Source organism: Streptomyces sp. NPDC046805 (assembly GCF_040645355.1).
Taxonomy (GTDB): Bacteria; Actinomycetota; Actinomycetes; order Streptomycetales; family Streptomycetaceae; genus Streptomyces.
This window is the reverse complement of record NZ_JBEYYC010000001.1, coordinates 287126-311534: the sequence shown is the minus strand read 5'-3', so window position 1 is coordinate 311534 and position 24409 is coordinate 287126. Positions and strand designations below refer to the sequence as shown.

Below are 24409 nucleotides of genomic sequence, written 5' to 3'. Positions count from 1 at the left end.
CGCTGTTGCTACTGCGGCGTCGGCAGGGCCCACGTCCGGCCGGTCCCAAACGAATCCGCAGTCAGCGGCGAGTGCCTCGGCGCCAACCACAGTGATCAGGGGCTCTTGAGGACCCCGACGCAGTCTCCCGCTGGCGAACCAGGCGTACTTCAGCGCTCTGGCGACACATTTGATCTACCGTCAGCAACGCTGCCGGCTAGAATTCTACCGCGCTCCCTGCCCGGTCGACGAAGGACAGCCGCATGCCGCTCGAGGTCAACAAACACGTCCAACGGATACGTAGTTACCAGCCGTTCGACGTCGACACCTCGGAGATGATCTACGAGCGGGCAGACCGAACGCAGTCACTGTTCCGCGTCGCGACGCTGGACTACCTGCTGAGCGCCATAGAGGCACCGAACACAAAGACCATCGTCCTCACCGGGGACGCTGGGCATGGCAAGACAAGCCTGTGTGCCAGCCTCCTGTTTGAGCTGTGGGTCGGTGGCGAGACGATCCCATCAGATGTCCGCAAAAGAGCGGTTTTCAACGAACTGACTGAGGCCGGCGACGCCAGCCGCTCCCTCGGCCGGACCCGTAGCGGGCGCCCGCTGTACATCCTGAGGGATCTCAGCGAGCTTGATGCGCAGGCGGGTGCCCAAAAGCTCGTCGAGCTACTCGACCCTCCGGACGAGGGCGTCGCGATTATCTGCGCAAACGAGGGCCAGCTACGTGCATGCGTCGCCGAAGACGACAACCTCGACAACGACAGCACAGGATGCGCCAAGATTCTGGTGAGGACCCTCACGGACGGCATTGCTCGTGGGCAGGTCAGCAGCCCCGATGGCACAGTCATTGTCATCAACCTCAACTACCAGTCCGTAGCGGCCGAAGGCGGCAACGGTGGCTTCGTCCCTTGGGTGCTAAGGCAGTGGACGACCCCGCGATGGTCGCGGTGGAAGCCGTGTGAGACCTGTGACGCACAGGATGTCTGCCCAATTCTGGCCAACCGGAACGAGCTGAACGATGCCGCCCACGGGCCCCAGCGCCGGGCTGCGATCCGGGACCTGTTCACTGCGGCCGAGCGCACCGGAGCCGTGGTCACAACCCGACAAGCGCTAGCAGTAACCAGCTACATGCTTACCGGTGGCCTGTCTTGTGAGAACGTCCACACCAAGTACCAGTGGTCGCACTCGAACAAACTGTGGCAGGCGCCCCACCTGTACCACCAAGCGCTCTTCGGCGACGGGTTGACCCAGCAACAGCGTCATCGGGTGCCTGCCTTTTTCGCGCTGCGCAAGCTAGACCCGGGCAAGGTCTCTCGCCGCCAGGTCGACGACCGCCTTGACCCAGACACAGTCGGCCGCTTCCCTCCCGAGGACCCCAAGAGTTACCTGCAAAAGGCCCGTACGATCCGGGATGCGCAGAAGCAGGCCGAACAGTTGCGGGGCTTGTACACGTTCCTGCGGCGAGCTGACTTCTTCAACAGCATCGACAACAAGGACCGGTTCGCCCGCATGGGCCTGCAGGCCGGCGACGACTTCGTCAGTGTCCAGAACAAGAATGGGGACCCTGCAGACACCACAGTGCGAGACCGCTTCCTCAAGGGCTTGGAAGCCGTCCAGGGTATCCACCGGGCTAGGAGCAACCCGGACTTCCTCGTGCTTGACCCGGCCTTCTTCGCCCATCGCGCCCGCGCAGCCGTGATCTCCCGACGAGTGTCCAGCAAGGGCGTTGAAGTGGTCGACCAGGTCACCCAGTGGCAGAAGGAAGGACGCACGGGCGACACCCCAGGGATGCGGAACGCTGTCGAGTGGCTCAACCGCTCCATCTACATCCGTATCCCAGCCGTCGACTCTGACCAGGCCGCAGTCTCGGTCGAAGTGGACCTTCTGCGCTTCGAGTTGCTAACGCGGTGGGCCGCAGGCCTGCGTAGCGAGGTCCAGCACGAGGCCGAGATCCGTGGACTGAGCGGATCCCTGGCAGAGCTGGCTGACTCGTCGAACAAGGACGACGAGATCCAGGTACTAGTGGGCAACGTCATGAGAAAGCTCATGATCGACGTCGGCGACAAGATCAGGTCGGTGCGGGCGTAATGGCTGATCGCTCCAAGGCAGAGGTCGTCCGTCGTCTCTTCGGTGTGAATCTTGAACAGCAGGGCCGCGGCTTTTACGTCGCGCTTGAGATGCTCGCGATCGCCCGCGGCGTCTACTTGGCACATCAGAAAGACCCACAGAAGCACGCAGGACTCCTGGACGACGGAGATAGGGTCGCCTACACGAGGACCTCACACGACTTGGCTCGGCGGATCGCGACCAAAGCCTCCATCGCTGAAGGCGACGAAGAACTCGGTAAAGCGGTCGAGCTGGACTCCCCCGAGACGTTGGAGACGCTCCATGCCCTGTTCTCATCCCTGCTGGTCGAGATCCCGGGGCGCCGCAGTCAGCCCAGCTGGTTCGGGGCGCACATCTATCCGTTCGTCGGCGAACTAATCCACTACGACGCAGTCGATCGACAGGTCAATCAACGCGGTGCCTCCCCCAAGAAGCGTGAACAAGCCAGCAAGCTGACTGCCAAGGTCAAGGCTCCGAGCATCGAGCGCTATCTTTTCCGTGATGGTGGGGGGTGGGCCTACAAGGTCCTGCGCTGTGACCCTGATATTGGCCGCAAGGCGGCTACCCGACGAGGCCTGGACGACCTCGTTCGAGACAGCGGCACCCCGCTGGGCAACCTCGCCAAGGCCCTCAGCGCCCACGACTTCGACTACGACGAAGAGCCCTACGAAGACGATTCAGAAAGAGACATTGACCTGTACGAAAACCTCAGCCCGTGGCCTGGCCTGCTGAGGAATGGGGCTCGTAACATCGTCGCCCGGACTACGACGCCCAGAGCCAAACGCACCGAGAGCCTCATGCATTGGGTCCCCTATTGCTTGGCCCGCCACCAGCTTCACCTCGCACGCAGAAAGCTGGGTTTTACCGATGGCGAGTCGATCCTGTTGGACTTCGGTAACGAGGCGACCCCGCTGCGCAGCGAGTCGCAGAAGAATCTCACCAGCTTCCGCAACGACATCGGCAACGCGATCAACATCCAGGCCCGAGAAATGATCAACGAAGCCGAAGGCGACGAGGCTAAGAAGGACCGCTACGAGCGATTCACCAAGGAGGCGGACAGCGCAGTCGCATCGCCCCGAGCATTCTTCAGCGAGACCCTCGCCGCTGTGGGAGCCCTGAACGCAACGGTCGGGCGTCGACACTTCACCATGAAGCCCCCCATGCTTGAGGCACTGGCATCTGCCACTGTCCCGCAGGGCACGGAGATGGAGTTCGACCAGTTCTGTGCCCTGCTGTACAAGAACTACGGCCTAGTGGCGGAGAACAAGGTCGCGTCTGCGAGCCCGCTGGCCCATGAGATCGACTCGTCAGTCCTTGCTCGCAACGGCAAGGCGTTCCGAGAGAAGCTGGCCGCCATCGGTCTGCTCACTCAGTATTCAGACGCAACCAGCATGGTTCGAGGGGAGCCCCGGTGACCGACAGCAGCATTCGAGCGCTCGGCCGGTTCGTCGCCGATGAAGCACTGCGCAAGGTCGCTGAATCCAGGGGGACCCGTGTCAGCCTGCGTGTCAGCGGGTTCGATCAGCCGACCGTAGCCGAGGCCCTCCGTCACACGGCCCAGAGGCTATCGGAGTCCCCGGAACTTCAGGTTGTCGTCAAAGTCGGCACCTCGGAGCAGATAGACGGCGTACCTGATGAGTTCCTGCTGAATCGGGGGGACCAGCTGACCAAATGGCGAAATTCTGTGCAGGGCACGGCGGTGTTGCTGTTCGAGTGGGGGCAGTCTCCGGACGAACAGGGCCTAGCGGCCATGAACGCCCTTGACGATGCCGCGATCCTCGGCGACCACCATGACACCTCCGGCGAGCACGGATTCGGCAGGTTCATGGCCGACGCATGGCGCGAGGCGGGTGGCAGCGGCACCGTTCCGGCCCCTATGGCCGAATCTCTGCCCGACATCTGGCGTGCCGTCACCGATGAAGATTCCCGTTCCTTGCACCGCTGGGCAGCTTTCCTGGTCGAGACGGCGCAGAAGGTCGTAGCCACTCGGGTCCACACGCCTGACGTCGTCTGTGCCGAGATTTCTGCAGCCTTGCCCGCTCTTGGTCTCTTCCCGGACCGAAACCTCTTCGTCAAGCCTGCCGCGCTGCCTGCCCGGATCAAGAAAAACGTCTGCGTCAGTGCCTTCAAGCAGCCCAACGGCAAGGAAATCACCGCGGAAGACCTGATAGACCGCATCGCAACGGCTGAGTTCACTGAGGAATCCCTGGCTCACATCGGAGCAGATTCAGAGACTGTTAAAGTCCGCATGCGCAACCTCGTGCTCAACCTCAACCGCAGTGGGCCTGACCTGCAGGATCGTCGTCAGCTGCGTTGTGGGCACGACCTGACCCTCTGGCTCGAGGTCTTCGAGCAGAAGTCCAAGAAGATCGGCCTTGGGCAGCAGGTCCGGCAAGAGATCGAGAAGAAGGCCGTAGACCGGGTCGACGACTTCGACGCCATGATGATCGAAGAGGGGCTTGACCGCGGAGACCAGGAATCCGCACAGCGCTTCCTTGACGAGGCTCCCATCGGTGGCACTGATGCGCTGGCCGACCTGCTGTCCAAGCGTTCGCGCCGCAAAGTTGAGAAGCTTGCCTTCCCGGACTCTCAGTTCGTCCAAGACCCACTGCGTGCTCTGCTGCGCGAGCTGACCTACTTCTCCGACGAAGAGGAAGGCACCGTCGTCGTCGGGCTTGAAGGCAACCAGGAAGCCGGGCGGTGGAGCCGCTGGTTGTTCGCTTTCCTGTACGCACGCACCCTGCGTGACATCCAGGACTCCACCGGGCTTCGCCTGACTCTGGAGGTGAAAGGCTGCCTGCTGGACGTGACGAAGCCGGCCGTGCCGGAGGCTCACGAAACCCAAGAGCCATTCGACGTGAACACCGAGTGGGCCCCTTTGCGCTTCCTGGTCGAGATGGACGGCGCCGCCCAGCGACGTTTTCGCTGGGACCCTTTGGGTATCCCCGGGCAGATAGCCCTGGCAGCCCTCATCGACAGCTGGCGAAACCCCCCAGGCCATACCAGCGATCTGACCTTCGACACCTTCCTCGAGAAGTTCAACGACCCCCGGCAATGGCAGGTCGACGAGCCTGCACCTGTCCCTGGGCCTCATTTCGCTGGCCAACTGGAGCGCCTCAAGCGGAAACACTTCGAGCGGCTCTCCGAAGGGCTCGACGCCGGGAACATCAACGATTACGTACGCGAGTGGGAAGGCATCCTCCGCGAAGCTCGCACCGCCCTGGTTCCCAACAACGCTCCGGACGAAGACCTAAAGGCCGTCGTCCTGACCGACGTCATCGGGCTGGCCGATCACCGCATGATGATGCTGGCCACCCACCCGCTGAAGCTGCGATGGTTGGCGCGGAACTACACAGAGACCGCCCGCAGCATTGAGACCGCCCTGGACAAAGATGGAGGTTTGAGCCTCAACCAGGAGAACGAGGATCTCTTCTTCGACGCCATCGACCGCATCTCCCCACACGGAACACCGGCGGTCCTCGTCGGGCCGAGCGGCACGGTCGCCATTCCGATGCGGGAATCGGCCGGACACGAAGAGTACGCACCGGTCCGCCATGGCGGCAACGAATCTAAGGAATGGCTCTCCAGCGTCGATGAGACCGCGATCGATGAGATGGTCCGCGTCATCACCGACTACCTGACGACCTACCCCCACAAGCTTGACGGCCTCCGCGTACTGCTTCTGGACCGCAACGGCGATCCCGTCCTGCCAATGCGCGTGGCCAAGCAAGTACGGGCCAAGAACCCTCGTCTGAAGGTTGATCTGGTCGTGCTGGCCCCTCAGGCCACCCATCACGAGATCATCCAGGGATTTGACCTGCAGTTCTCCGGCGCGGAGATGTCCGAGGACAGCTTCCTGCCCGACGTTCAACTCATCCTGCAGGCGTGGGAACCCGACCAGAAAGCAGACCTGTCTGGGCTGGAAGACACCATAGACCTCGTCCTGGCTCCGGCACTGTTCGGCACCCAGACCAGCATCAAGGAGAGCACCAAGAAGGAATCCTTGTCGGGCTTTTTCAACCCCTGGAAGCACCCGGCCTCACATAACCTGGCTCAGACCAGCGAGAATGTCGTAAGAGCATTGTTGCCCGAAACCGCCGACGAGGCTCTTGAGTCTTGGTCCACCTTGTGCGTGCGCTATGACCGCCGTTCCCCGGTCTCCCGGGAGAGTGTCGACGGCATCGACTACTTCGAGATGCAGGTGCAGTTCGACCAGCATCAAGACTTGTTCGCCGATCTGCACCGCGTAGCCCACTGGGTCGTCACCCTTGACAGCTTCATCGGTCGTGAGCAGATCGATGCACTGCGCAACCGCCCTGACGTCATTCTCGTCAAGCCGCATGTAGGCAAGAACGAGTCGTACACCCTCATTGTCAGCTCGCAGACCGGCCGGCAGTTCGTCGTCCAGCGACTGCGACGCCGCCTGGAGCAGATCGGTGTCGTCACCCCGCAGGACTCTGAAGGCACCGCCAAGCGGATCTACGAGGTCGGCCGCAACGTGGCTCCTGGCGCCGTGCTGCGCTCCCTCGGTATCGGTACCACGGTCAACGAAGTCGTAGGCCTGGTCGCCACACGGTTTGTCATCGACCAGCAGTTTCCCGTCTCTCGGCAGGGCACGAGCCTGGTCACCTGGATTAGCTTCGACGAGCACCATCGCTGGTTCGGTCGCGGACACAAAACCCGGGCCGATCTGGGCCGGTTCGTACTGACCGTTCAGGACGACGGCACGGTTCGCCTGGATGTCCTGGTCGCCGAGTCCAAGTTCCGCCAGACCTTCGACGTCGGTTCGGCTGAGGAACAGCTCAACCGCACCACCGACCTGTGCAAGGACGCTTTCCGCTCGGACGGCGAGGCTCGCCACGACCGTCCCTTCTGGCTGGACGAGCTTGCCGCTGCAATCGCTCAGACCAGTGGAAACACCCTGGACGCGGCAGACCTTCCAGCTCGCACCTTGATCGGCAATGACGATCACCGTCAGGTTGAAGCGAAGGTCCTTGATGCCCTGCGCTCCGAGGAGGTCCAGCTCGGTCAAGTCACCGGCATTGCCGTTGCCGTCTCAGCCGAGGACGACCAGTCAGCACCCGCGGTCGGAAGCCTCGGCAAGCACATCCTGGTAAGGCTGAACAAGCGCGAACTGCTGAACCTCATTGGCGCTCTGCGCGCCAACCAGGACCCCACCAACGCCGACCCCCTTGTTGTATCTGAGGACCACAGTGGGACCGTGAAGGTCCCCGATACTGGCGTCGAAACCTCCTCAGCAGGAATTGCCGCCGAACTGCCTACTCCGGAAGAACCAGCGGCGCCCGTCGAGGTTGTCGAAGCAACTGCTCTAGCCACCACGCCGAGCACGGTAGTTGTGCATCCCCCTGCCACAGAGGTAGATCCTGTCCCTCTGAAGGCTCATCGCGGTGGGCTCTCTGAAGAGGAGCTGAGGCTTCGATACAACAAGGTTGTCAACGTCTTCGCCCGCCACAAGGTCGTGGTGACCGCCCCTGAGGTGGGCAAGTGGCAGGAAGGACCCGGCTTCTACATCTTCCGGTTCATCCCCAATCCTGGGGTCACCGTGGACAAGCTGACCAACCGACGCGACGAGATCTTCCTAGCCCTGGCACTACCCTCCGGGTTCAGCATTCGTACCCGCAGCGACCGCGGCTCCGTGCTCTTCGAGATCCCCAAGATCGGCGACGAGAAATACGGGGTCGACGCCAAGGCGCTATGGCAGCAGTGCCCGGCCGATCCCGAGAGCCTCATCGCCCCCCTTGGCGCCGACATCGAAGGCAACCCGGTCACCATCGACCTGTCCTCCGCGGACTCACCGCACTTGCTGGTGGCCGGCACTACCGGATCAGGAAAGTCCGTCGCCCTGGACACAATCCTCAAGGGCTTGGTCCGGTACGACAAGAGCACCCTGCGACTCCGCCTCGTCGATCCCAAGGGCACCGAGCTTGTCGACTTCGAGGACGACCCCCACCTTGATGGCACGATCGGTATGGATGCCGCCGACGCCATCGAGATTCTTGAGGAAACTGTCGAAGAGATGGCCGTGCGCTACAAGGATATGAAGGCGATCCGCACCCGCAAGCTCGTCGAGTACAACGCCAAGGTCGAGAAAGCAGACCGAAAGCCTTGGATCGTCATCGTCCTGGACGAGTACGCCGACCTCACCAGCGATCCCGAAGAGAAGAAGAGAATCGAAGCGCTACTCAAGCGCCTGACGCAGAAGGCACGCGCTGCCGGCATCCACGTCATCGCTGCCACGCAGCGCCCGAGCGCGGACGTTATCTCGACAACCATCCGCTCCAACTTCCCCGCCCAACTCGCCCTGAGGGTCAAGACCGCGACTGACAGCCGCATCATCCTGGACGAGACCGGCGCCGAGGCTCTGGCCGGGCAGGGTGACGCCTTCCTGCACACGGCCAAGGGCACCATACGGGTGCAGGTTGCCTATGACGGGAGCTGATGACCAGGCCCCGCCATGTTTCACGCAGCGAAGACGCGCTCGCCGTGCCAGTCCACGAACGGCAAAGCGCTTGATGTCGCAGTCCTAAACGACTGCCTCGCCCGGCTGGCCGAGATGACAGAGGTGGCTCAGCGGACGATTCTCGGTGAGAGCCTGCCGGTACGTGAACGGCACCGCGGACGTGTGCTGCTCGGCCTCAGCCCAGCTGTACAGCTGCGACAGAACGCTCACGTACTGGTTCCAGGTCGAGGCGGCGAACCGCGCCTTTACCTGTCCGTGCGAGCGATGGACGGCGTACGCGCTGAGCCCCCCCGGCGCAACTCCGCCCAGGAGTCGAAGAGTTGGATTCCGTGGTCAGCGAGGAAATCCGTCCAGTCCCGAGCGATCCGCGCGTAAGCCTCCCAGGAATCCGGCGACTTGCAGCCGTCCCCGGAAGCTCCTGCAGCCAGCAGTTGAGCACCGTCGTGATCCGCGGGCCGGCCCTGTCTTCGGAGAGGAGATCGTCATCGGCGAGCACCCGCATCCGGTCCAGAATGACCGGCGCACTCGCCAGACCCCACGATTCCCAGCCGGCGGATGAGAACGTCATCAGCACGCCCGGGACAGTATCTATGCGACGCGTCTCACTGCAAAGCACAAACGCACAGCTCGCAGCCGCACAGGCGCCGAAGGAGACGCGGCAAATCTGCTCACAGAACGGTGGCAGTAAAGGTCCAGGAAGCGGGGGCGTCCTCGCCGGATCGGGATGGGGTGGGGCATGCTGGAGACCTCCATCAGGTCAGTCCCGTGACCGGTGGGGAAAAGGACGGTCGCCGTCTTGTCAGGAGGGGCGGCCGCCCGCGAGCCTGTCGTGTGCGACGCGCACCGACGGGAGATCCGAGGCCCGCGTCGCCCGGGTGGGGCAGGGGATATTCGTGGGGCGTTGTCAGTGCCGCCCGCTACGTTGATCACAGGCGCTCGCGCGAGTTCGCCCCGTGCTCTGGCGTCTGCTTCGGCGCGTTTTTTGGGAGGGCTTGATGACAGCGTGGTTGGTGCTGGCGAAGGACGGCAGTAAGCGGCTCAGCGAGGGCTACGACGACAACCCAGCTACCCACTACAGCTGGGACGACACGGTCGTCAATCACGCCAGGCTGGCGGTCGGTGACGTGATCGCATTGTGGGACAGTGTCGAACTCCTCGGGGTTTCGGTGATCGAGGACATCGCGGTCGGCGAGGCGACGAAGACGACCCCGTACTGCCTGGAGTGCGGCAAGGCGGATGTGGCCGAGCGGAAGAAGAAGCTGCCCCGGTTCGTGTGCTGGAACCAGGAGTGCAAGCACGAGGACGACAAGGCCGGCTGGAAGACCAAGGACGTCGTCACCTATCGCGGCCGGCACGAGGCCGGTTGGATTCCCGCCCGCGGCACCCTGATGGCGTCGCAGTTGCGGGCGCTGTGCGTGAAGCAGGCCTCGCAGAACTCTTTGCGCGAACTGCGTGAGGACGACTTCCAGCACGCCCTCAGCCACGGCGGCACCCCGTTGCCGTTGCGCATCCTCGACACCACCCGGGACGTCCTCGCCGGTGGCCACACCATGGCCACCATTCGGGTCCGCAAGGGGCAGCCTGCCTTCCGCAAGCACCTGCTGGAGGTGTTCGGTGAGGTGTGCGCGTTCACCGGCCCGGCACCGATCCAGGTGCTGGAGGCGGCCCACCTGTACAGCTACGCGGCCAACGGCAAGCACCACAAGGGCGGTGGTCTGCTGCTGCGCCGCGACCTGCACCGGCTCTTCGACCTCGGGTTGATCGCCGTCAACCCGAAGACAAAGGCCCTGCACCTGGCCGACTCGCTGATGAAGTACCCGGACTACGCCAAGCTGCACGGCGTCCCACTGACCGTGAGCGTCGCTGCTGATCACATCAAGTGGTTGGCCAAGCACTGGGAGATGCACCGTGGTGACGGACCCACGGCCACCATCCCCGAGCAGACCAGCCACGCGGAAAGCGCCGTCTAACCCGACAGGTTCAGCAGCGCGTGACCCAGTGGGCGTACTGCTGGCGGACGTAGGCGCGCGGGTCGCAGATCACGCCCGCGTCGTCCAGCTCCATCAGAAGGCCGGCGGCCTCTGCCGCTGCGCGGGTGATGTCGTCGGGGCCGTCCGCTTCGGCGAGGGCCACGCGGTCCAGCAGAGCGGCCTTGCGGAGGAAGTACTCCCGGTCCAGGCCCTGACCGATGGGGGCGTGCGCGCTCGTGCTGGCAGTCCATCCGAGCTCGTCGCTGATGCTGGAGGCATGGCCTAACCCTGCCCGTAGCCGGGCCTGTCGACAACGGACTTCAGCAGAGACGAGGGCCCCAGTCACGAGCACCGGCTCGGCCACTCAACTTCTTCGAAGGGAGGCAGTCTCTGCCCCACTACTCCCAGCGCCTCTCCGCCGCACGTGAAACCTTGCCCGGCCAGCGAGCGAGACACGGGCTCTTGCGACACAGCCGGCACCCCTGGACCACCGTAGGGCGGCTCTCACGCAGGTCAGGAGAGGTGTGACGCTCTATCGGCACAATCACTCCGGAGCCGTGTACGGCAGGTTCCAATCCTGCCGGGTATTCGAACCTGCTGCCAACGACGTACGGCGATTTCCCCGACCGCGAGCCATCTGGTGCAACGGGCCCAGCGCGCGCCCATCCAGCCCACCGCCACCGCCACCGCCACCGCCAGCCGTCCGCTACATCCCACCTGGCAACGGAATCCACAGCCGAACGCCCCCATCCAGCAGGCCCTTGGGCAACGCAGGACGACAAATCCGCCATGCAACATCTCTATAAGGGATGTGTCAGCACGGACGCTCATCTGGCCCCGGTGCCCAACAGCGCATGCCCCAACCCCTGTACGAGCACTACTCACATCCAGACAACCCCCAGAAGATCCATGTGGCTCTCCCCGACGAGCCACCCGATGTGACGGAATCCGTCGCTCCCGCCCTCCTGCATCTCCTGCACGTCATGACTGCCGACCATAACCAGCCGCGCCCGAAGCCCCGGGAGACCTAGAAGGGACGGCCCCCCGCTGGCTCTTCTCGCCCATTCGAGGTACGACAGATCGCCACACAACACCCGCAACATGCTCCTCGCCCTACACGCTGGGGGTCTCACCGCACGTGATCCGTTTCGCCTTCGCCGGACGCTGCTCCACCGAGGACCTTCAAGATCCCGAGGCCTCCAGAAACTGGCAGCTCACCCGCGCCCGAGCCCTGATCGAACCCGCCGGGGGCCAAATCGTCACCGAGTACTTCGACGTCGGCCACAGCCGCTCCCTGCCCTGGCAGCGCCGTCCCCGCGCCAACGAACTCCTCCAGGCGCTCCGCGACCCGAACCGCGGATTCGACGCAGTCGTGATCGGGGAGCCGCAACGCACCTTCTACGGCAACCAGTTCGGCAACACCTTCCCCGTCTTCGTCCACTTCCGCATCCCGCTGTGGGTGCCGGAGGTCGGGGGCCCCATCGACCCGGACAATGAGGCCCACGACCTCGTCATGTCCGTCTTCGGCGGCATGAGCAAGGGCGAACGCAACCGCATCAAGATCCGCGTACGGACCGCCATGAGTTCCCAGGCCCAGCTCCAGGGCCGCTACCTCGGCGGCCGACCGCCCTATGGCTATCGGATCGCCGACGCCGGATCCCACCCCAACCCTTCGAAGGCGGCCGTCGGCCAGCGCATCCACAAGCTCGAGCCCGATCCCACCGCCGCGCCGATCGTGCGGCGGATCTTCACCATGTACCTCGACGGCATGAGCGACAAGGCCATCGCCGCCCAGCTCACCCGGGAAGGCATCCCCTGCCCCTCCGCCCACGACGCCACTCGCAACCCGCACCGCAAGAAGACCGCATGGCAGCAGGGCGCCGTGCGCGCCATCCTCATCAACCCCCGCTACACCGGCTACGAGGTCTGGAACAAGCAGCGCAAGGAAGAACGCCTCCTTGACGTCGACGACGTCACCCTCGGGCACACGACCCGCATGACCCACAATCCCGCCGAGGAGTGGATCCGCTCCAACGAACCCGCCCACGAGGCGATCATCAGTCAGAGTCGGTTCGCCACCGTCCAAACCCTCCGCAGACAGCGCGCCCGCAACCTCGGCCGGCAGGAACGAGCCGGGAAACAAGGCGCACGGCCCTACGCCCTGCGCGGACGGGTCCGGTGCAGCCTATGCGGGCGCAAGATGCAGCCCGCCACCATCCGCAACCACGTCTACTACCGCTGCGAATTCAAAGACCAGGAAGCCGCCCTCTACCCCGACCTCACACACCCGCGCACCGTCTACCTGCGGGAAGATGTGGTGTGCCGGACCCTGGATCAGTGGATCGCCCGGGCCTTCGCCCCCGGCCGGCTCGCCGCCACCATCAAGGCCCTCACCCTCGCCAGCGCCGCAGCAAGCGCTGCGGAGACTCACACACCCGAGCAAGCCCAAGCGCGCCAGACGATCAAGGAGTGCGAGCGACGACTCGCCCGCTACCAAGCAGCCCTCGAAGCCGGAGCCGACCCAGCCGTCGTCACCCAGTGGATCAACGAGGCGCAGAAAGACAAGGAGGCGGCGCGGAAGAAACTCGACGCGCTCCCCACCGTCGCTCGCAAGAAGGAATCCCCACTCGACGCGCAACAGATCCGAGAGATCACTGAGAGTCTTGGAGACATTGCACAGCGCATCCAAACAACCGACGCTGACAAGAAGGGCCCACTCTACGAAGCCCTAGGCATCACCATCTGCTATGAAAACGCAACGAAGACCGCGACCGTTAGGTTGAGGCCCTCGTCACCGTATCGTCAGTGGTTGTGTCCGAGGGGGGACTTGAACCCCCACGCCCGATAAAGGGCACTAGCACCTCAAGCTAGCGCGTCTGCCATTCCGCCACCCGGACCAGGTGTCTGCCGCCTTGCCGGGGGTGTTCCCCGCGGCGACATGGACAACAATACCAAGCTTTCGGAGTGCGTTTCACCTGCGTATCCGCGCCTACAGGCGGGTCGCACGACCGAAGCCATCGGCACATTCGCAGGGGCAGCGCACGTAACCGGATCGCCGCTCCCGCATCCCCGCCGGGCACCTCACCCGGACATCTCACGTCAGGGATGCGGCCCGCCCATCCGGTCGCCCATCCCCGTCGGAGAAGTCCTGCACGCCCCCTGGACACCGACCGCGGTATGCGGGATAACAAGCTTCATACAGTATTCGTCGACTGTATGCAATGTGCCGCGAGAGAGCGCTCCAACCCCTACGAAGGGACAGGACTTCGCCATGCCCGACGACACCCAGGACGTGATTTCCGGTGGTCATCTCGTTGCCAAGGCACTGAAGGCCGAGGGGGTCGACCGCATCTACACGCTGTGCGGCGGCCACATCATCGACATCTACGACGGCTGCGTGGACGAGGGCATCGAGGTCGTCGACGTGCGCCACGAGCAGGTCGCCGCCCACGCCGCCGACGGGTACGCGCGCGTCACCGGCAAACCCGGCTGTGCCGTCGTCACTGCTGGTCCGGGGACGACCGATGCCGTCACCGGTGTCGCCAACGCCTTCCGCGCGGAGTCCCCGATGCTGCTGATCGGCGGCCAAGGAGCGCTCACCCAGCACAAGATGGGGTCGCTGCAGGACCTGCCACACGTCGACATGATGACGCCGATCACCAAGTTCGCGGCGAGCGTTCCCGACACGGCGCGAGCCGCAGACATGGTGTCGATGGCGTTCCGTGAGTGCTATCACGGCGCGCCCGGTCCGTCCTTCCTGGAGATACCGCGCGACGTTCTCGACGCCAAGGTGCCCGCCGCGAAGGCGCGCGTGCCGAAGTCCGGCGCCTACCGCGCCTCGACCCGCACCGCCGGCGACCCCGAGGCCATCGAGAAGCTCGCCGACCTGCTGGTGCACGCCGACAAGCCCGCGATCCTGCTGGGCAGTCAGGTGTGGACGACGCGGGGCACCGCTGCCGCCGTCGAGCTCGTCCGCACCCTCAACATCCCGGCCTACATGAACGGCGCCGGACGCGGCACGCTGCCGCCCGGCGACCCGCACCACTTCCAGCTGTCGCGCCGGTACGCCTTCTCCCAGGCCGACGTGATCGTCATCGTCGGCACGCCCTTCGACTTCCGCATGGGCTACGGCAAGCGGCTGTCGCCCGACGCCACCGTGGTCCAGATCGACCTCGACTACCGGACCGTCGGCAAGAACCGGGACATCGACCTCGGCATCGTCGGTGACGCCGGGCTGGTGCTGAAGTCGGTGACCGAGGCCGCCTCCGGGCGCGTGAACGGCGGGGCGTCCAAGCGCAAGGAGTGGCTCGACGAACTGCGCGCGACCGAGCAGGCGGCCATCGAGAAGCGGCTGCCGAGCCTGAGGTCGGACGCGTCACCGATCCATCCGTACCGGCTCGTCAGCGAGATCAACGACTTCCTGACCGAGGACTCGATCTACATCGGCGACGGCGGCGACATCGTCACCTTCTCCGGGCAGGTCGTGCAGCCCAAGGCGCCCGGGCACTGGATGGACCCGGGGCCGCTCGGCACCCTCGGAGTCGGCATCCCCTTCGTGCTCGCCGCCAAGCAGGCACGGCCCGACAAGGAGGTCGTCGCCCTTTTCGGGGACGGCGCCTTCTCACTGACCGGCTGGGACTTCGAGACCCTCGTCCGTTACGACCTCCCGTTCGTCGGCATCGTCGGCAACAACTCCTCCATGAACCAGATCCGCTACGGCCAGGCCCAGAAGTACGGCCAGGAGCGCGCGCGGGTCGGCAACACCCTCGGTGACGTCCCGTACGACAAGTTCGCGCAGATGCTGGGCGGTTACGGCGAGGAGGTGCGCGACCCCGCCGACATCGGCCCGGCGCTGCGGCGCGCCCGCGAGTCCGGGAAGCCCTCGCTCGTCAACGTCTGGGTCGACCCGGACGCGTACGCCCCCGGAACCATGAACCAGACCATGTACAAGTGAGGTGGCCCGCATGACCGGCATGACTGGAACGCCCGCCAAGGCCCTCGCCGGCATCCGCGTCCTGGACATGACTCACGTCCAGTCCGGGCCCTCCGCGACCCAACTGCTCGCGTGGCTCGGCGCGGACGTCATCAAGCTGGAGGCGCCGTCCGGTGACATCACGCGGGGGCAGCTGCGCGACCTCCCGGACGTCGACTCCCTCTACTTCACGATGCTCAACTGCAACAAGCGGAGCATCACCCTCAACACCAAGACCGAGCGCGGCAAACAGCTGCTCACCGAGCTGATCCGGCGCTCCGACGTCATGGTCGAGAACTTCGGTCCCGGTGCGGTCGACCGCATGGGCTTCACCTGGGACCGCATCCAGGAGATCAATCCGCGAATCGTCTATGCCTCCATCAAGGGGTTCGGGGACGGTCCGTACACCAACTTCAAGGCGTACGAGGTCGTCGCGCAGGCCATGGGCGGGTCGATGTCGACCACCGGTTTCGAGGACGGGCCGCCGCTGGCGACTGGGGCCCAGATCGGGGACTCGGGGACAGGTGTGCACGCCGTGGCGGGGATTCTCGCCGCTCTGTTCCAGCGCGAGAGGACCGGGCGTGGGCAGCGAGTCAACGTGGCCATGCAGCACGCTGTCCTCAACCTGTGCCGGGTGAAGCTGCGGGACCAACAGCGCCTGGCACACGGGCCGCTCTCTGAATATCCCAACGACGACTTCGGCGCGGAAGTTCCCCGCTCGGGCAACGCGTCCGGCGGAGGTCAGCCTGGCTGGGCGGTCAAGTGCGCGCCGGGCGGCCCGAACGACTACGTGTACGTCATCGTGCAGCCCGTCGGCTGGCGTCCCCTCTGCGAGCTCATGGGCCGCCCCGAACTGGCCGACGACCCCGAGTGGGCCACGCCCGCGGCCCGTCTCCCCAAGCTCAACAAGATGTTCCAGATGGTCGAGGAGTGGTCCTCCACGCTGCCCAAGTGGGAGGTGCTGGAGAAGCTCAACGCCCACAACATCCCGTGCGGGCCGATCCTGTCCACGAAGGAGATCATCGAGGACGCCTCGCTGGTCGCCAACGAGATGGTGGTCACCGTGCCGCATCCGGAACGGGGCGAGTTCGTCACGGTGGGCAGCCCGCTGAAGCTGTCCGACTCCCCCGTCGATGTGACCAGTTCGCCGCTGCTCGGCGAGCACAACGAAGACGTCTTCGTCGGCGAACTGGGCCTCGGCGACGAGGAGTTGCGCCTGCTCAAGTCGAACGGGGTGATCTGACGTGACGGCCGAGGACCGGGTACTGAGGGTGCGGACGCTCCTCGACGCCGTGCGCGCCGAGGGGCGGACGGCTCTGACCGCTCCCGAGGGCAAGGTGATCGCCGACACGTACGGCATCGCCGTACCGGGCGAGGAGTTGGCGCGGGACGTCGATGAGGCGGTGGCGTCCGCGGCGCGGTTCGGCGGGCCCGTGGTGATGAAGATCGTCTCCCCGGACATCCTGCACAAGACCGACGCAGGCGGTGTGGTCGTCGGGGTCGAGGGCGCGGTGGACGTACGGGCCGCGTTCCACCGGATCGTCGACAACGCGCGCGCGTACGATTCCGCGGCCCGCATCGAAGGTGTCCAGGTCCAGCAACTGCTGCCGCAGGGGCCGGAGACCCAGGAGGTCATCGTCGGTGCGGTGACCGACCCGACGTTCGGGAAGGTCGTGGCCTTCGGGCTCGGTGGGGTGCTGGTCGAGGTGCTGCGGGACGTGACGTTCCGTCTCGCGCCCGTGGATGCCGACGAGGCGCTGTCCATGCTGGACTCGATCCGGGCGGCCGAGGTGCTGCGCGGGGTACGCGGAACGGCGGGCGTCGACCGGTGGGCGGTCGCCGACCAGATCCAGCGGGTGTCCCGGCTGGTCGCGGACTTCCCCGAGATCGCCGAGGTGGACCTCAATCCGGTGATCGCGACGCCAGAGGGTGCGGTCGCCGCGGACATCCGGGTGATCCTGGCCGAGCGGCAGCCGCCCGCGCGGAGGACATACACGCGCGCGGAGATCCTCGCGTCCATGCGCCGGCTGATGCAGCCGCGTTCGATCGCCGTCATCGGCGCCTCCAACGAACAGGGCAAGATAGGCAATTCGGTCATGCGGAATCTCGTCGACGGCGGCTTCTCCGGAGAGATCCACCCGGTGAACCCCAAAGCCGACGACATTCTGGGCCGCAAGGCGTACAAGAGCGTCACGGACGTTCCCGGTGAGGTGGATGTGGCGGTCTTCGCCATTCCCGCCAAGTTCGTGGCAGCGGCGCTGGAGGAGGTGGGACGCAAGAAGATCCCCAACGCCGTCCTCATCCCGTCCGGGTTCGCGGAGACCGGCGAGCACGAGCTCCAGGCCGAGGTCGTGGCCATCGCCGAGCGGTACGGTGTCCGGTTGCTCGGACCCAACATCTACGGCTACTACTCCACTTGGCATGACCTGTGCGCCACGTTCTGCACGCCGTATGACGTCAAGGGCGGGGTCGCGCTGACTTCGCAGTCCGGCGGTATCGGCATGGCCATCCTGGGCTTCGCCCGCACCACGAAGACGGGTGTGTCGGCGATCGTGGGTCTCGGCAACAAGTCGGACCTGGACGAGGACGACCTGCTGACCTGGTTCGGCGAGGACCCGCACACCGAGTGCATCGCGATGCACCTGGAGGACCTCAAGGACGGACGCGCCTTCGTGAAGGCAGCGCAGGAAACCGTGCGCAGGAAGCCGGTCGTGGTCCTGAAGGCGGGGCGTACGGCGGCCGGCGCGAAGGCCGCCGGGTCGCACACCGGCGCCCTGGCGGGCGACGACGCCGTGTACGACGACATCCTGCGGCAGGCCGGTGTCATCCGGGCCCCGGGGCTGAACGACATGCTGGAGTACGCGCGCGCGTTGCCGGTGCTGCCTACTCCCAAGGGCGACAACGTCGTGATCATCACCGGGGCGGGTGGCAGCGGCGTGCTGCTCTCGGACGCGGTGACCGACAACGGGCTGTCCCTGATGGAGATCCCGCCGGACCTGGACGAGGCATTCCGCAGGTTCATCCCGCCCTTCGGAGCGGCGGGCAACCCGGTGGACATCACCGGGGGCGAGCCACCGTCGACGTACGAGGCGACGATCCGGCTCGGTCTCGAGGACCCGCGCATCCACGCGCTCGTCCTCGGCTACTGGCACACGATCGTCACCCCTCCCATGGTCTTCGCCGAGCTCACCGCGCGCGTGGTGGCCGAATTCCGGGAGCGCGGCATCGAGAAGCCCGTCGTCGCGTCGCTCGCGGGTGACGTCGAGGTCGAGGAGGCGTGCCAGTACCTCTACGAGCGCGGGGTCGTCGCGTACCCGTACACGACCGAGAAGCCGGTGGCCGTGCTCGGCGCGAAGTACCGCTGGGCACGGGCGGCGGGGCTGTTGGGGGGCGGTTCATGAGGTGAGTGAGCGGGGGCCGGCCGACGGTGCGCGTCGGCCGGCCCCGGGACCCGCGCGCGCACGAAAGGCATTGGACAGGGGCTCTGGCCAGAACTTTCGACGCAAGGGGTGCTGAGCAGAGATGACAACCACCGACTATGCGATACCTGTCCCCTTCAGGGAGGTGACGGACCGCAACGGTCGCGTGTACCGGATCGGCGAGTCCGACGTCGACATCATGGGCCGCACGCGCGCGTGGATGGTCGTGTTGCCCTGGGTGGGGATGATGGGCATCAGCTCCGCCTCGTACGCGTTCACGTCGGCGGAGGACACGCTCCACGAGGCGCATCTGTGGAGCAGCGGGCACATTTTTTGGCTGCTCGGCGTCTGGGTGTTCTTTCAGGCGGCCGTGGCCTTCCCGGCCGGCAAGCTTCGGGAGAGCGGACGTCTTCCCGCGCGTACCGCCATGCTGATCGGCGCGCTCGGCACACTGCTGGGCTATCTGGCGCTGGCGTTCGCACCGCACGTCCTCGTCGCATACCTCGGCTTCGGTGTGTGCGGCGGCATCGGCGCCGGTCTCGTCTACGCGACCTGCGTGACCATGGTCGGCAAGTGGTATCCGGAGCGCAAGGGCGGCAAGACGGGCTTCGTCGACGGCGGTTTCGCCTACGGATCCGTACCCTTCGTGTTCCTCTTCACCTCCGTGCTCGACCTGAGCGACTACAAGATCGTGCTCTCCTCGGCCGGTGTCGGGCTGTGCCTGGTGGTGGCCGTGGCGGGCTGGTTCTTCCAGGACCCGCCGAAGAACTGGTGGCCGGCGCACATCGATCCCCTCGGACGGGCCCGGGCCGCCGACCCGAGGATCCGCCGGGCAATGGCGAAGAATCCCCCTGCGGTCAGGCAGTACACCCCCAAGGACGCCGCGCGAACTCCCGTCCTGTGGCTGATGTGGTTCTGTCTGCTGTGCACGGCCGGCATCAATGTCTTCGGCATCGCCTTCCAGGTGCCGTTCGGCGAGCACATGGGCTTCGCGGGCGGGATCGTGGCAACGGCGATGTCCCTGAACGCCGTCGTCAACGGCACCGGGCGCGGCGTCATCGGCTGGATGTCGGACCGCTGCGGGCGCCGCACCACACTGATCGTCGTGTGCGTGGTGCTCGGCGCCGCACAGTTCGGGGTGCTGGTGTCCGGACAGACGGGCAGCATGCCGTTCTTCCTGCTCTGCTCCATGGTGTCCGGCTTCGGCGGCGGGGCGGTCTTCCCGCTGTTCGCGGCCATGACGGCGGACTACTTCGGCGAGAACAACAACGCCGCCAACTACGGAATGGTCTACAGCTCGAAGCTGGTCTCGGGTCTGGTCGGATCCGGTCTGGGCGCGGTCGTCGTCGGCGCGTGGGACTACGACGGCGCGTTCGCCCTCGCGGGCTCCATCGGTCTGGCCTCCGCGGTACTGGCCCTCTTCCTTAAGGCACCGGGCAGGCCCAACGCCCGGCGCATCGTTCCCAACCCGCATCCGCTCGGCGAGGAGATGGCGTGAGATGACGGCAGACCCGACAGCCACGCACGGCACCGGCTCAGAGCATCGTTCGTACCGCGAAGTGACCGACGCGCACGGGCGCGTGTACCGCATCGGTGAAACCGACCGCGACATCCTCGGCCACTCGCGCAAGCTCATGGTGTACCTGCCATGGATCGCCATGATGGCCATCAGTGTCTTCGAGTACGCGTACGGCTCCGCGGAGGACACCCTGTCCCACGCACACGGCTGGACGCAGAGCAACACCTTCTGGATCCTCAGCATCTGGGTCTTCTTCCAGGCGGGCATCGCCTTCCCGGCAGGCTGGCTGCGCGAGAGGGGCATCCTCCCCGCGCGCGCGGCGATGTGCACCGGTTCCGTGATGTGCCTCGTCGGCTTCCTCGCCCTGTCGCACCTCGACAACGTCTGGCTCGCCATCCTCGGCTTCGGCCTCGTCGGCGGCCTCGGCGCCGGGCTGGTCTACGCGACCTGTATCAACATGGTCGGCAAGTGGTTCCCCGAGCGGCGCGGCGCGCGCACCGGGTTCGTCAACGGCGGATTCGCTTACGGCTCCCTGCCGTTCATCTTCATCTTCAACTACGCCTTCGACACCGCGAACTACAACGAGGTCCTGGATCTCATCGGCTGCTACATCCTGATCGTGGTCTTCGCGTGCGCCCTCTTCTTCAAGGACCCGCCGAAGAACTGGTGGCCCGAGCACATCGACCCGCTGACGCACTCCGGCACCCAGAAGAGCGCGGCGAGCCTGGCCAAGAACCCTCCGGCGGTACGGCAGTACACGCCGAAGGAGGCCATCAGGACCGGCATGCTGCCCCTGATGTGGATATCCATCGTGATGACCGCGGGTGTGTCGATCTTCGGGATCTCCTTCCAGGTCGACTTCGCCAAGCAGGTGGGCTTCGGACCGTTGGTGGCAGCGTCGTCGATGGGTGTCATGGCGGTGATCAACGGTGTCGGCAGGGCGGCCGTGGGCTGGATGTCGGACCGTTGGGGCCGCAAGTCGACCCTGGTGTTCGTCATCGTGGTCCTGGGGCTCGCCCAGTTCGGCGTGATCTGGGCCGGTGACGCCAAGAGCGAGTGGCTGTTCCTGTTCTTCGCCTTCCTCTCCGGTTTCGGCGGCGGCGCGTTCTACCCCCTGTTCGCGGCGCTGACCCCGGACTACTTCGGTGAGAACTTCAACGCCACCAACTACGGGCTGGTCTACAGCGGCAAGCTGGTCAGCGGCCTGTTCGGCGGCGGTCTCGGCTCGATGGTGGTCGGTGCCTGGGGCTACAACGGGGCGTACGCGCTGGCCGGCGCCGTCTCGATGGTCGCGGCGGCGATCGCGCTGCTGCTGCGGCAGCCGGGGCGCGGTGAGGAGGTCGCGGCGGCTTCGCCCGCGCGGTCGGCGTCCTGACACATCCGATCTGCCTGAGGAGGCCCTCCCCCGCTTCGGGGAGGGCCTCCTCGGGTGTGGGCGGGTGCGTCAGCACGTCTCCCGTAGCGCGTGCAGGTACGCGCTGGAGCGGCGCGCGAACGTGAACGACTCGGTCGGGTTGTCGTGCTCGGCCTGCCAGTGGTGGGCCAGGCGCTCACCGCGCAGCCTGGTCACGGCCGAGATGAAGCGCTGGTAGTCGATGTCGCCGTCGCCGACGTCCACCATGCGGTAGCCGAACTGGTTCGACGGGTCGCTCACTCCGTCCTTGACGTGGAAGAGCGGGTAGCGGTGGGGCTGCTGGAGTACGTAGTCGAGCGGCTCGAAGGGGGCGGGCGTGCCGTCGGGCCGCTTCGAGAAACGGAACTGGCCCGCGTACGCCCAGAAGATGTCCATCTCCAGGAACACGAGGTCGGGGTCGGTCTCGGCGAGCAGGACGTCGTAGAGGCGGACCTTGGGGTCGTCGCCGGCGAAGGCGAACTCGTCGGAGTGGTTGTGCTGGTAGAACTTCATGCCGCGGGCCTTCGCCGCCGCACCGTAGGTGTTGAACTCCTCGGCGGCGCGCTTCCAGGCGTCGACGGTGTTTCCGTAGCGGCCCGGGCCGGAGGCGGTGCCGATGTGCTCCAGGCCGAGGGCCTCCGCGTCGTCGAGGACCTGCGTGAGGTTCTGCGCGAAGGTGTACGCGTTCGGGTCGTCGGAGGAGTAGCCGACGTGGCTGCCGATCGGCTTCAGGCCGTGGTCGCTCGCCAGCCGCCTGAGCTGGGCGAGGGTGATCGGGCCGGCCGATCCCTGGGTGTACCCGGCGAACTCGACCTCGTCGTAGCCGTACTTCTCCAGCTCGGCGAAGACGGGCGCGAAGCCCAGCGTGGCGACCTTGTCGCGCAGGCTGTAGAGCTGGATGCCGAGCCGGCCGGGCGGCAGGACGGGACGGCCGCTGCGCGCGGCGTCGGCGTCGGCCGCGGGTGCGGCCACGGCGGGGGCGGTGGCCGCACCCAGCAGGGCGGCCGCGGTGGCACCCGCGGCCACGCCAAGCATCCCTCGTCTGCTGAGGCGGTGGGTGAGTTCGGGATCGGTCGGGACATTGCGGTTCATGTCTGGAACTCCTCGGTGTCGCGGGGCGTTGTCAGTGGTGAGTGCTTCACTGATGACCAGTCGGGACAACCGGTCAGGACAGACCGGCGAGGTGGAGCAGGAGTGACTTCACGTCGGTGGCCGCGATGCGGTCGCCGACAGCGCGGGGGGTGGAGCAGATGAGGAGCGGACCGTCGTCGTCGCTCGTGGGAAGGCGGCCGTGGCTGCCGCGAATAGGTGAGGCGTCGAGGGGCACGACCGCCATGCGGTAGCGCATGCCGAGTTTCTTCCGGGCGAGCGCGGTGGCGGCCTTGATCTTGACGTAGGGGTCGAGCGGATCCATGAACAGCTCGACCGGGTCGTATCCGGGTTTGCGGTGGATCTCGACCAGCCGCGCGAAGTCGGGTGCGCGGGAGTCGTCGAGCCAGTAGTAGTACGTGAACCAGGCGTCCGGCTCCGCGACGGCGACCAGCTCGCCGGAGCGCGGATGGTCGAGGTGATGGGTCTTCTTACCCTCGTCGTCGAGGAGTTGCTCGATGCCGGGCAGGTCTGCGAGTGCTGCCCGCGTGGCGTCGAGGTCCTCGGGGCGGCGTACGTAGACGTGGGCGAGCTGGTGGTCGGCGACCGCGAAGGCGCGGGAGGCCATCGGGTCGAGGTACTCCATGCCGTCCTGCGTGTGGACTTCGAGCAGGCCGGCGCGGCGCAGCGCGCGGTTGATGTCGACCGGCCTCTCCGCGCGGGTGATGCCGTACTCGGACAGCGCGACGACGCTGCGGCCCTCGGCGCGGGCGTCGTCCAGGAGCGGGGCCATGGCGGTGTCCAGGTCGGCGGCCGCCTGAAGGGAGCGCGGGTCGTCGGGGCCGTAGCGCTGCAGGTCGTAGTCGAGGTGAGGGAGGTAGCACAGGGCCAGGTCGGGGTGGCGGGTGCCGATGATGTGCCGGGTGGCGTCGATGATCCACCGGCTGGAGACCAGGTCGGCGCCGGGGCCCCAGAAGTGGAAGAGGGGGAACGTGCCGAATTTCTCGGTGAGTTCGTCGTGCAGGGCCGGGGGCCTGGTGTAGCAGTCGGGTTCCTTGCGGCCGTCGGAGTAGTAGACGGGACGAGGGGTGACAGTGATGTCGGTGTCGGCACCCATGGCGTACCACCAGCAGATATTGGCGACCGTGTAGCCGGGGTGGGCCCGGCGGGCGGCGTCCCACAGTTTGTCTCCCGCGACGAGACCGTTGTGCTGTCGCCACAGGAGTACGTCGCCGAGTTCGCGGAAGTACCAGCCGTTGCCGACGATGCCGTGCTCGGACGGCAGGGTGCCGGTGAGGAAGGTGGACTGGGCGGCGCAGGTGACGGCGGGCAGGACGGTGCCGAGTGCGGCGCGTGAGCCGGATTGGCCGAGGGCCTTGAGATGGGGCATGTGATCGAGGAGGCGGGGGGTGAGGCCGACGACGTCGAGGACGAGCAGCGGGGTGGGCCCCGTATCGGTGTCGCGCCGCGCCG

At 66.1% G+C, this 24409-nt stretch carries 13 protein-coding genes and 1 tRNA gene; 10 read left to right on the top strand and 4 right to left on the bottom strand.

Annotated features, from left to right (window positions below; all coding sequences use genetic code 11):
* The first annotated feature begins 242 nt into the window (after positions 1 to 242).
* The 4 genes from ABZ910_RS01570 to ABZ910_RS01555 all read left to right on the top strand — a co-directional run bounded on the left by ABZ910_RS01570 (position 243) and on the right by ABZ910_RS01555 (position 10544).
* Entirely contained in the window at positions 243 to 2075 is a 1833-nt protein-coding gene (locus ABZ910_RS01570) for a hypothetical protein (protein ID WP_361357436.1), read from the top strand.
* Positions 2075 to 3508, top strand: a complete 1434-nt coding sequence (locus ABZ910_RS01565; protein ID WP_361357433.1) for a hypothetical protein — start codon at positions 2075 to 2077, stop codon at positions 3506 to 3508. Before ABZ910_RS01570 ends, ABZ910_RS01565 begins: the two co-directional genes overlap by 1 nt.
* Positions 3505 to 8553 (top strand): FtsK/SpoIIIE domain-containing protein, encoded by a 5049-nt coding sequence (locus tag ABZ910_RS01560; RefSeq protein ID WP_361357430.1) that lies wholly within the window; start codon positions 3505 to 3507, stop codon positions 8551 to 8553. The genes ABZ910_RS01565 and ABZ910_RS01560 overlap by 4 nt, the downstream gene beginning before the upstream one ends.
* Positions 8554 to 9569: 1016 nt before the next feature.
* Positions 9570 to 10544: an HNH endonuclease gene (locus ABZ910_RS01555; protein ID WP_361357427.1), complete on the top strand. Its 975-nt coding sequence runs from the start codon at positions 9570 to 9572 to the stop codon at positions 10542 to 10544.
* 10 nt (positions 10545 to 10554) lie between these two features.
* Here ABZ910_RS01555 and ABZ910_RS01550 read toward each other — a convergent pair whose 3' ends face one another.
* Positions 10555 to 10896, bottom strand: coding sequence for a hypothetical protein (locus ABZ910_RS01550; RefSeq protein ID WP_361357424.1), 342 nt, complete (start codon positions 10894 to 10896; stop codon positions 10555 to 10557).
* 786 nt (positions 10897 to 11682) lie between these two features.
* Here ABZ910_RS01550 and ABZ910_RS01545 point away from each other — a divergent pair.
* A complete protein-coding gene (locus tag ABZ910_RS01545) occupies positions 11683 to 13392 on the top strand; it encodes a recombinase family protein (protein WP_361357421.1) in 1710 nt (569 codons plus the stop codon).
* Here ABZ910_RS01545 and ABZ910_RS01540 read toward each other — a convergent pair.
* Positions 13357 to 13441 (bottom strand) — tRNA-Leu (locus ABZ910_RS01540). The genes ABZ910_RS01545 and ABZ910_RS01540 overlap by 36 nt on opposite strands.
* Before the next feature lie 374 nt (positions 13442 to 13815).
* Here ABZ910_RS01540 and ABZ910_RS01535 point away from each other — a divergent pair.
* The 5 genes from ABZ910_RS01535 to ABZ910_RS01515 all read left to right on the top strand — a co-directional run bounded on the left by ABZ910_RS01535 (position 13816) and on the right by ABZ910_RS01515 (position 21829).
* Positions 13816 to 15498: a thiamine pyrophosphate-binding protein gene (locus ABZ910_RS01535; RefSeq protein ID WP_361357419.1), complete on the top strand. Its 1683-nt coding sequence runs from the start codon at positions 13816 to 13818 to the stop codon at positions 15496 to 15498.
* 19 nt (positions 15499 to 15517) lie between these two features.
* A complete protein-coding gene (gene frc / locus ABZ910_RS01530) occupies positions 15518 to 16759 on the top strand; it encodes a formyl-CoA transferase (protein WP_361358098.1) in 1242 nt (413 codons plus the stop codon).
* Position 16760: 1 nt separating this feature from the next.
* Positions 16761 to 18917 carry an acetate--CoA ligase family protein gene (locus ABZ910_RS01525; protein WP_361357416.1) on the top strand — a complete coding sequence of 719 codons (2157 nt, stop codon included), beginning with the start codon at positions 16761 to 16763 and terminating at the stop codon, positions 18915 to 18917.
* A gap of 121 nt (positions 18918 to 19038) precedes the next feature.
* Entirely contained in the window at positions 19039 to 20433 is a 1395-nt protein-coding gene (locus ABZ910_RS01520) for an OFA family MFS transporter (RefSeq protein ID WP_361357413.1), read from the top strand.
* A 1-nt stretch (position 20434) separates the two neighbouring features.
* Positions 20435 to 21829, top strand: a complete 1395-nt coding sequence (locus ABZ910_RS01515) for an OFA family MFS transporter (protein ID WP_361357410.1) — start codon at positions 20435 to 20437, stop codon at positions 21827 to 21829.
* Between the two features lie 69 nt (positions 21830 to 21898).
* Here ABZ910_RS01515 and ABZ910_RS01510 read toward each other — a convergent pair whose 3' ends face one another.
* On the bottom strand, positions 21899 to 22939 hold the full coding sequence (locus tag ABZ910_RS01510) for a sugar phosphate isomerase/epimerase (protein ID WP_361357407.1): 1041 nt from the start codon (positions 22937 to 22939) through the stop codon (positions 21899 to 21901).
* Positions 22940 to 23012: 73 nt separating this feature from the next.
* Positions 23013 to 24374 carry a nucleotide pyrophosphatase/phosphodiesterase family protein gene (locus ABZ910_RS01505; protein WP_361358095.1) on the bottom strand — a complete coding sequence of 454 codons (1362 nt, stop codon included), beginning with the start codon at positions 24372 to 24374 and terminating at the stop codon, positions 23013 to 23015.
* Between the last annotated feature and the right edge of the window lie 35 nt (positions 24375 to 24409).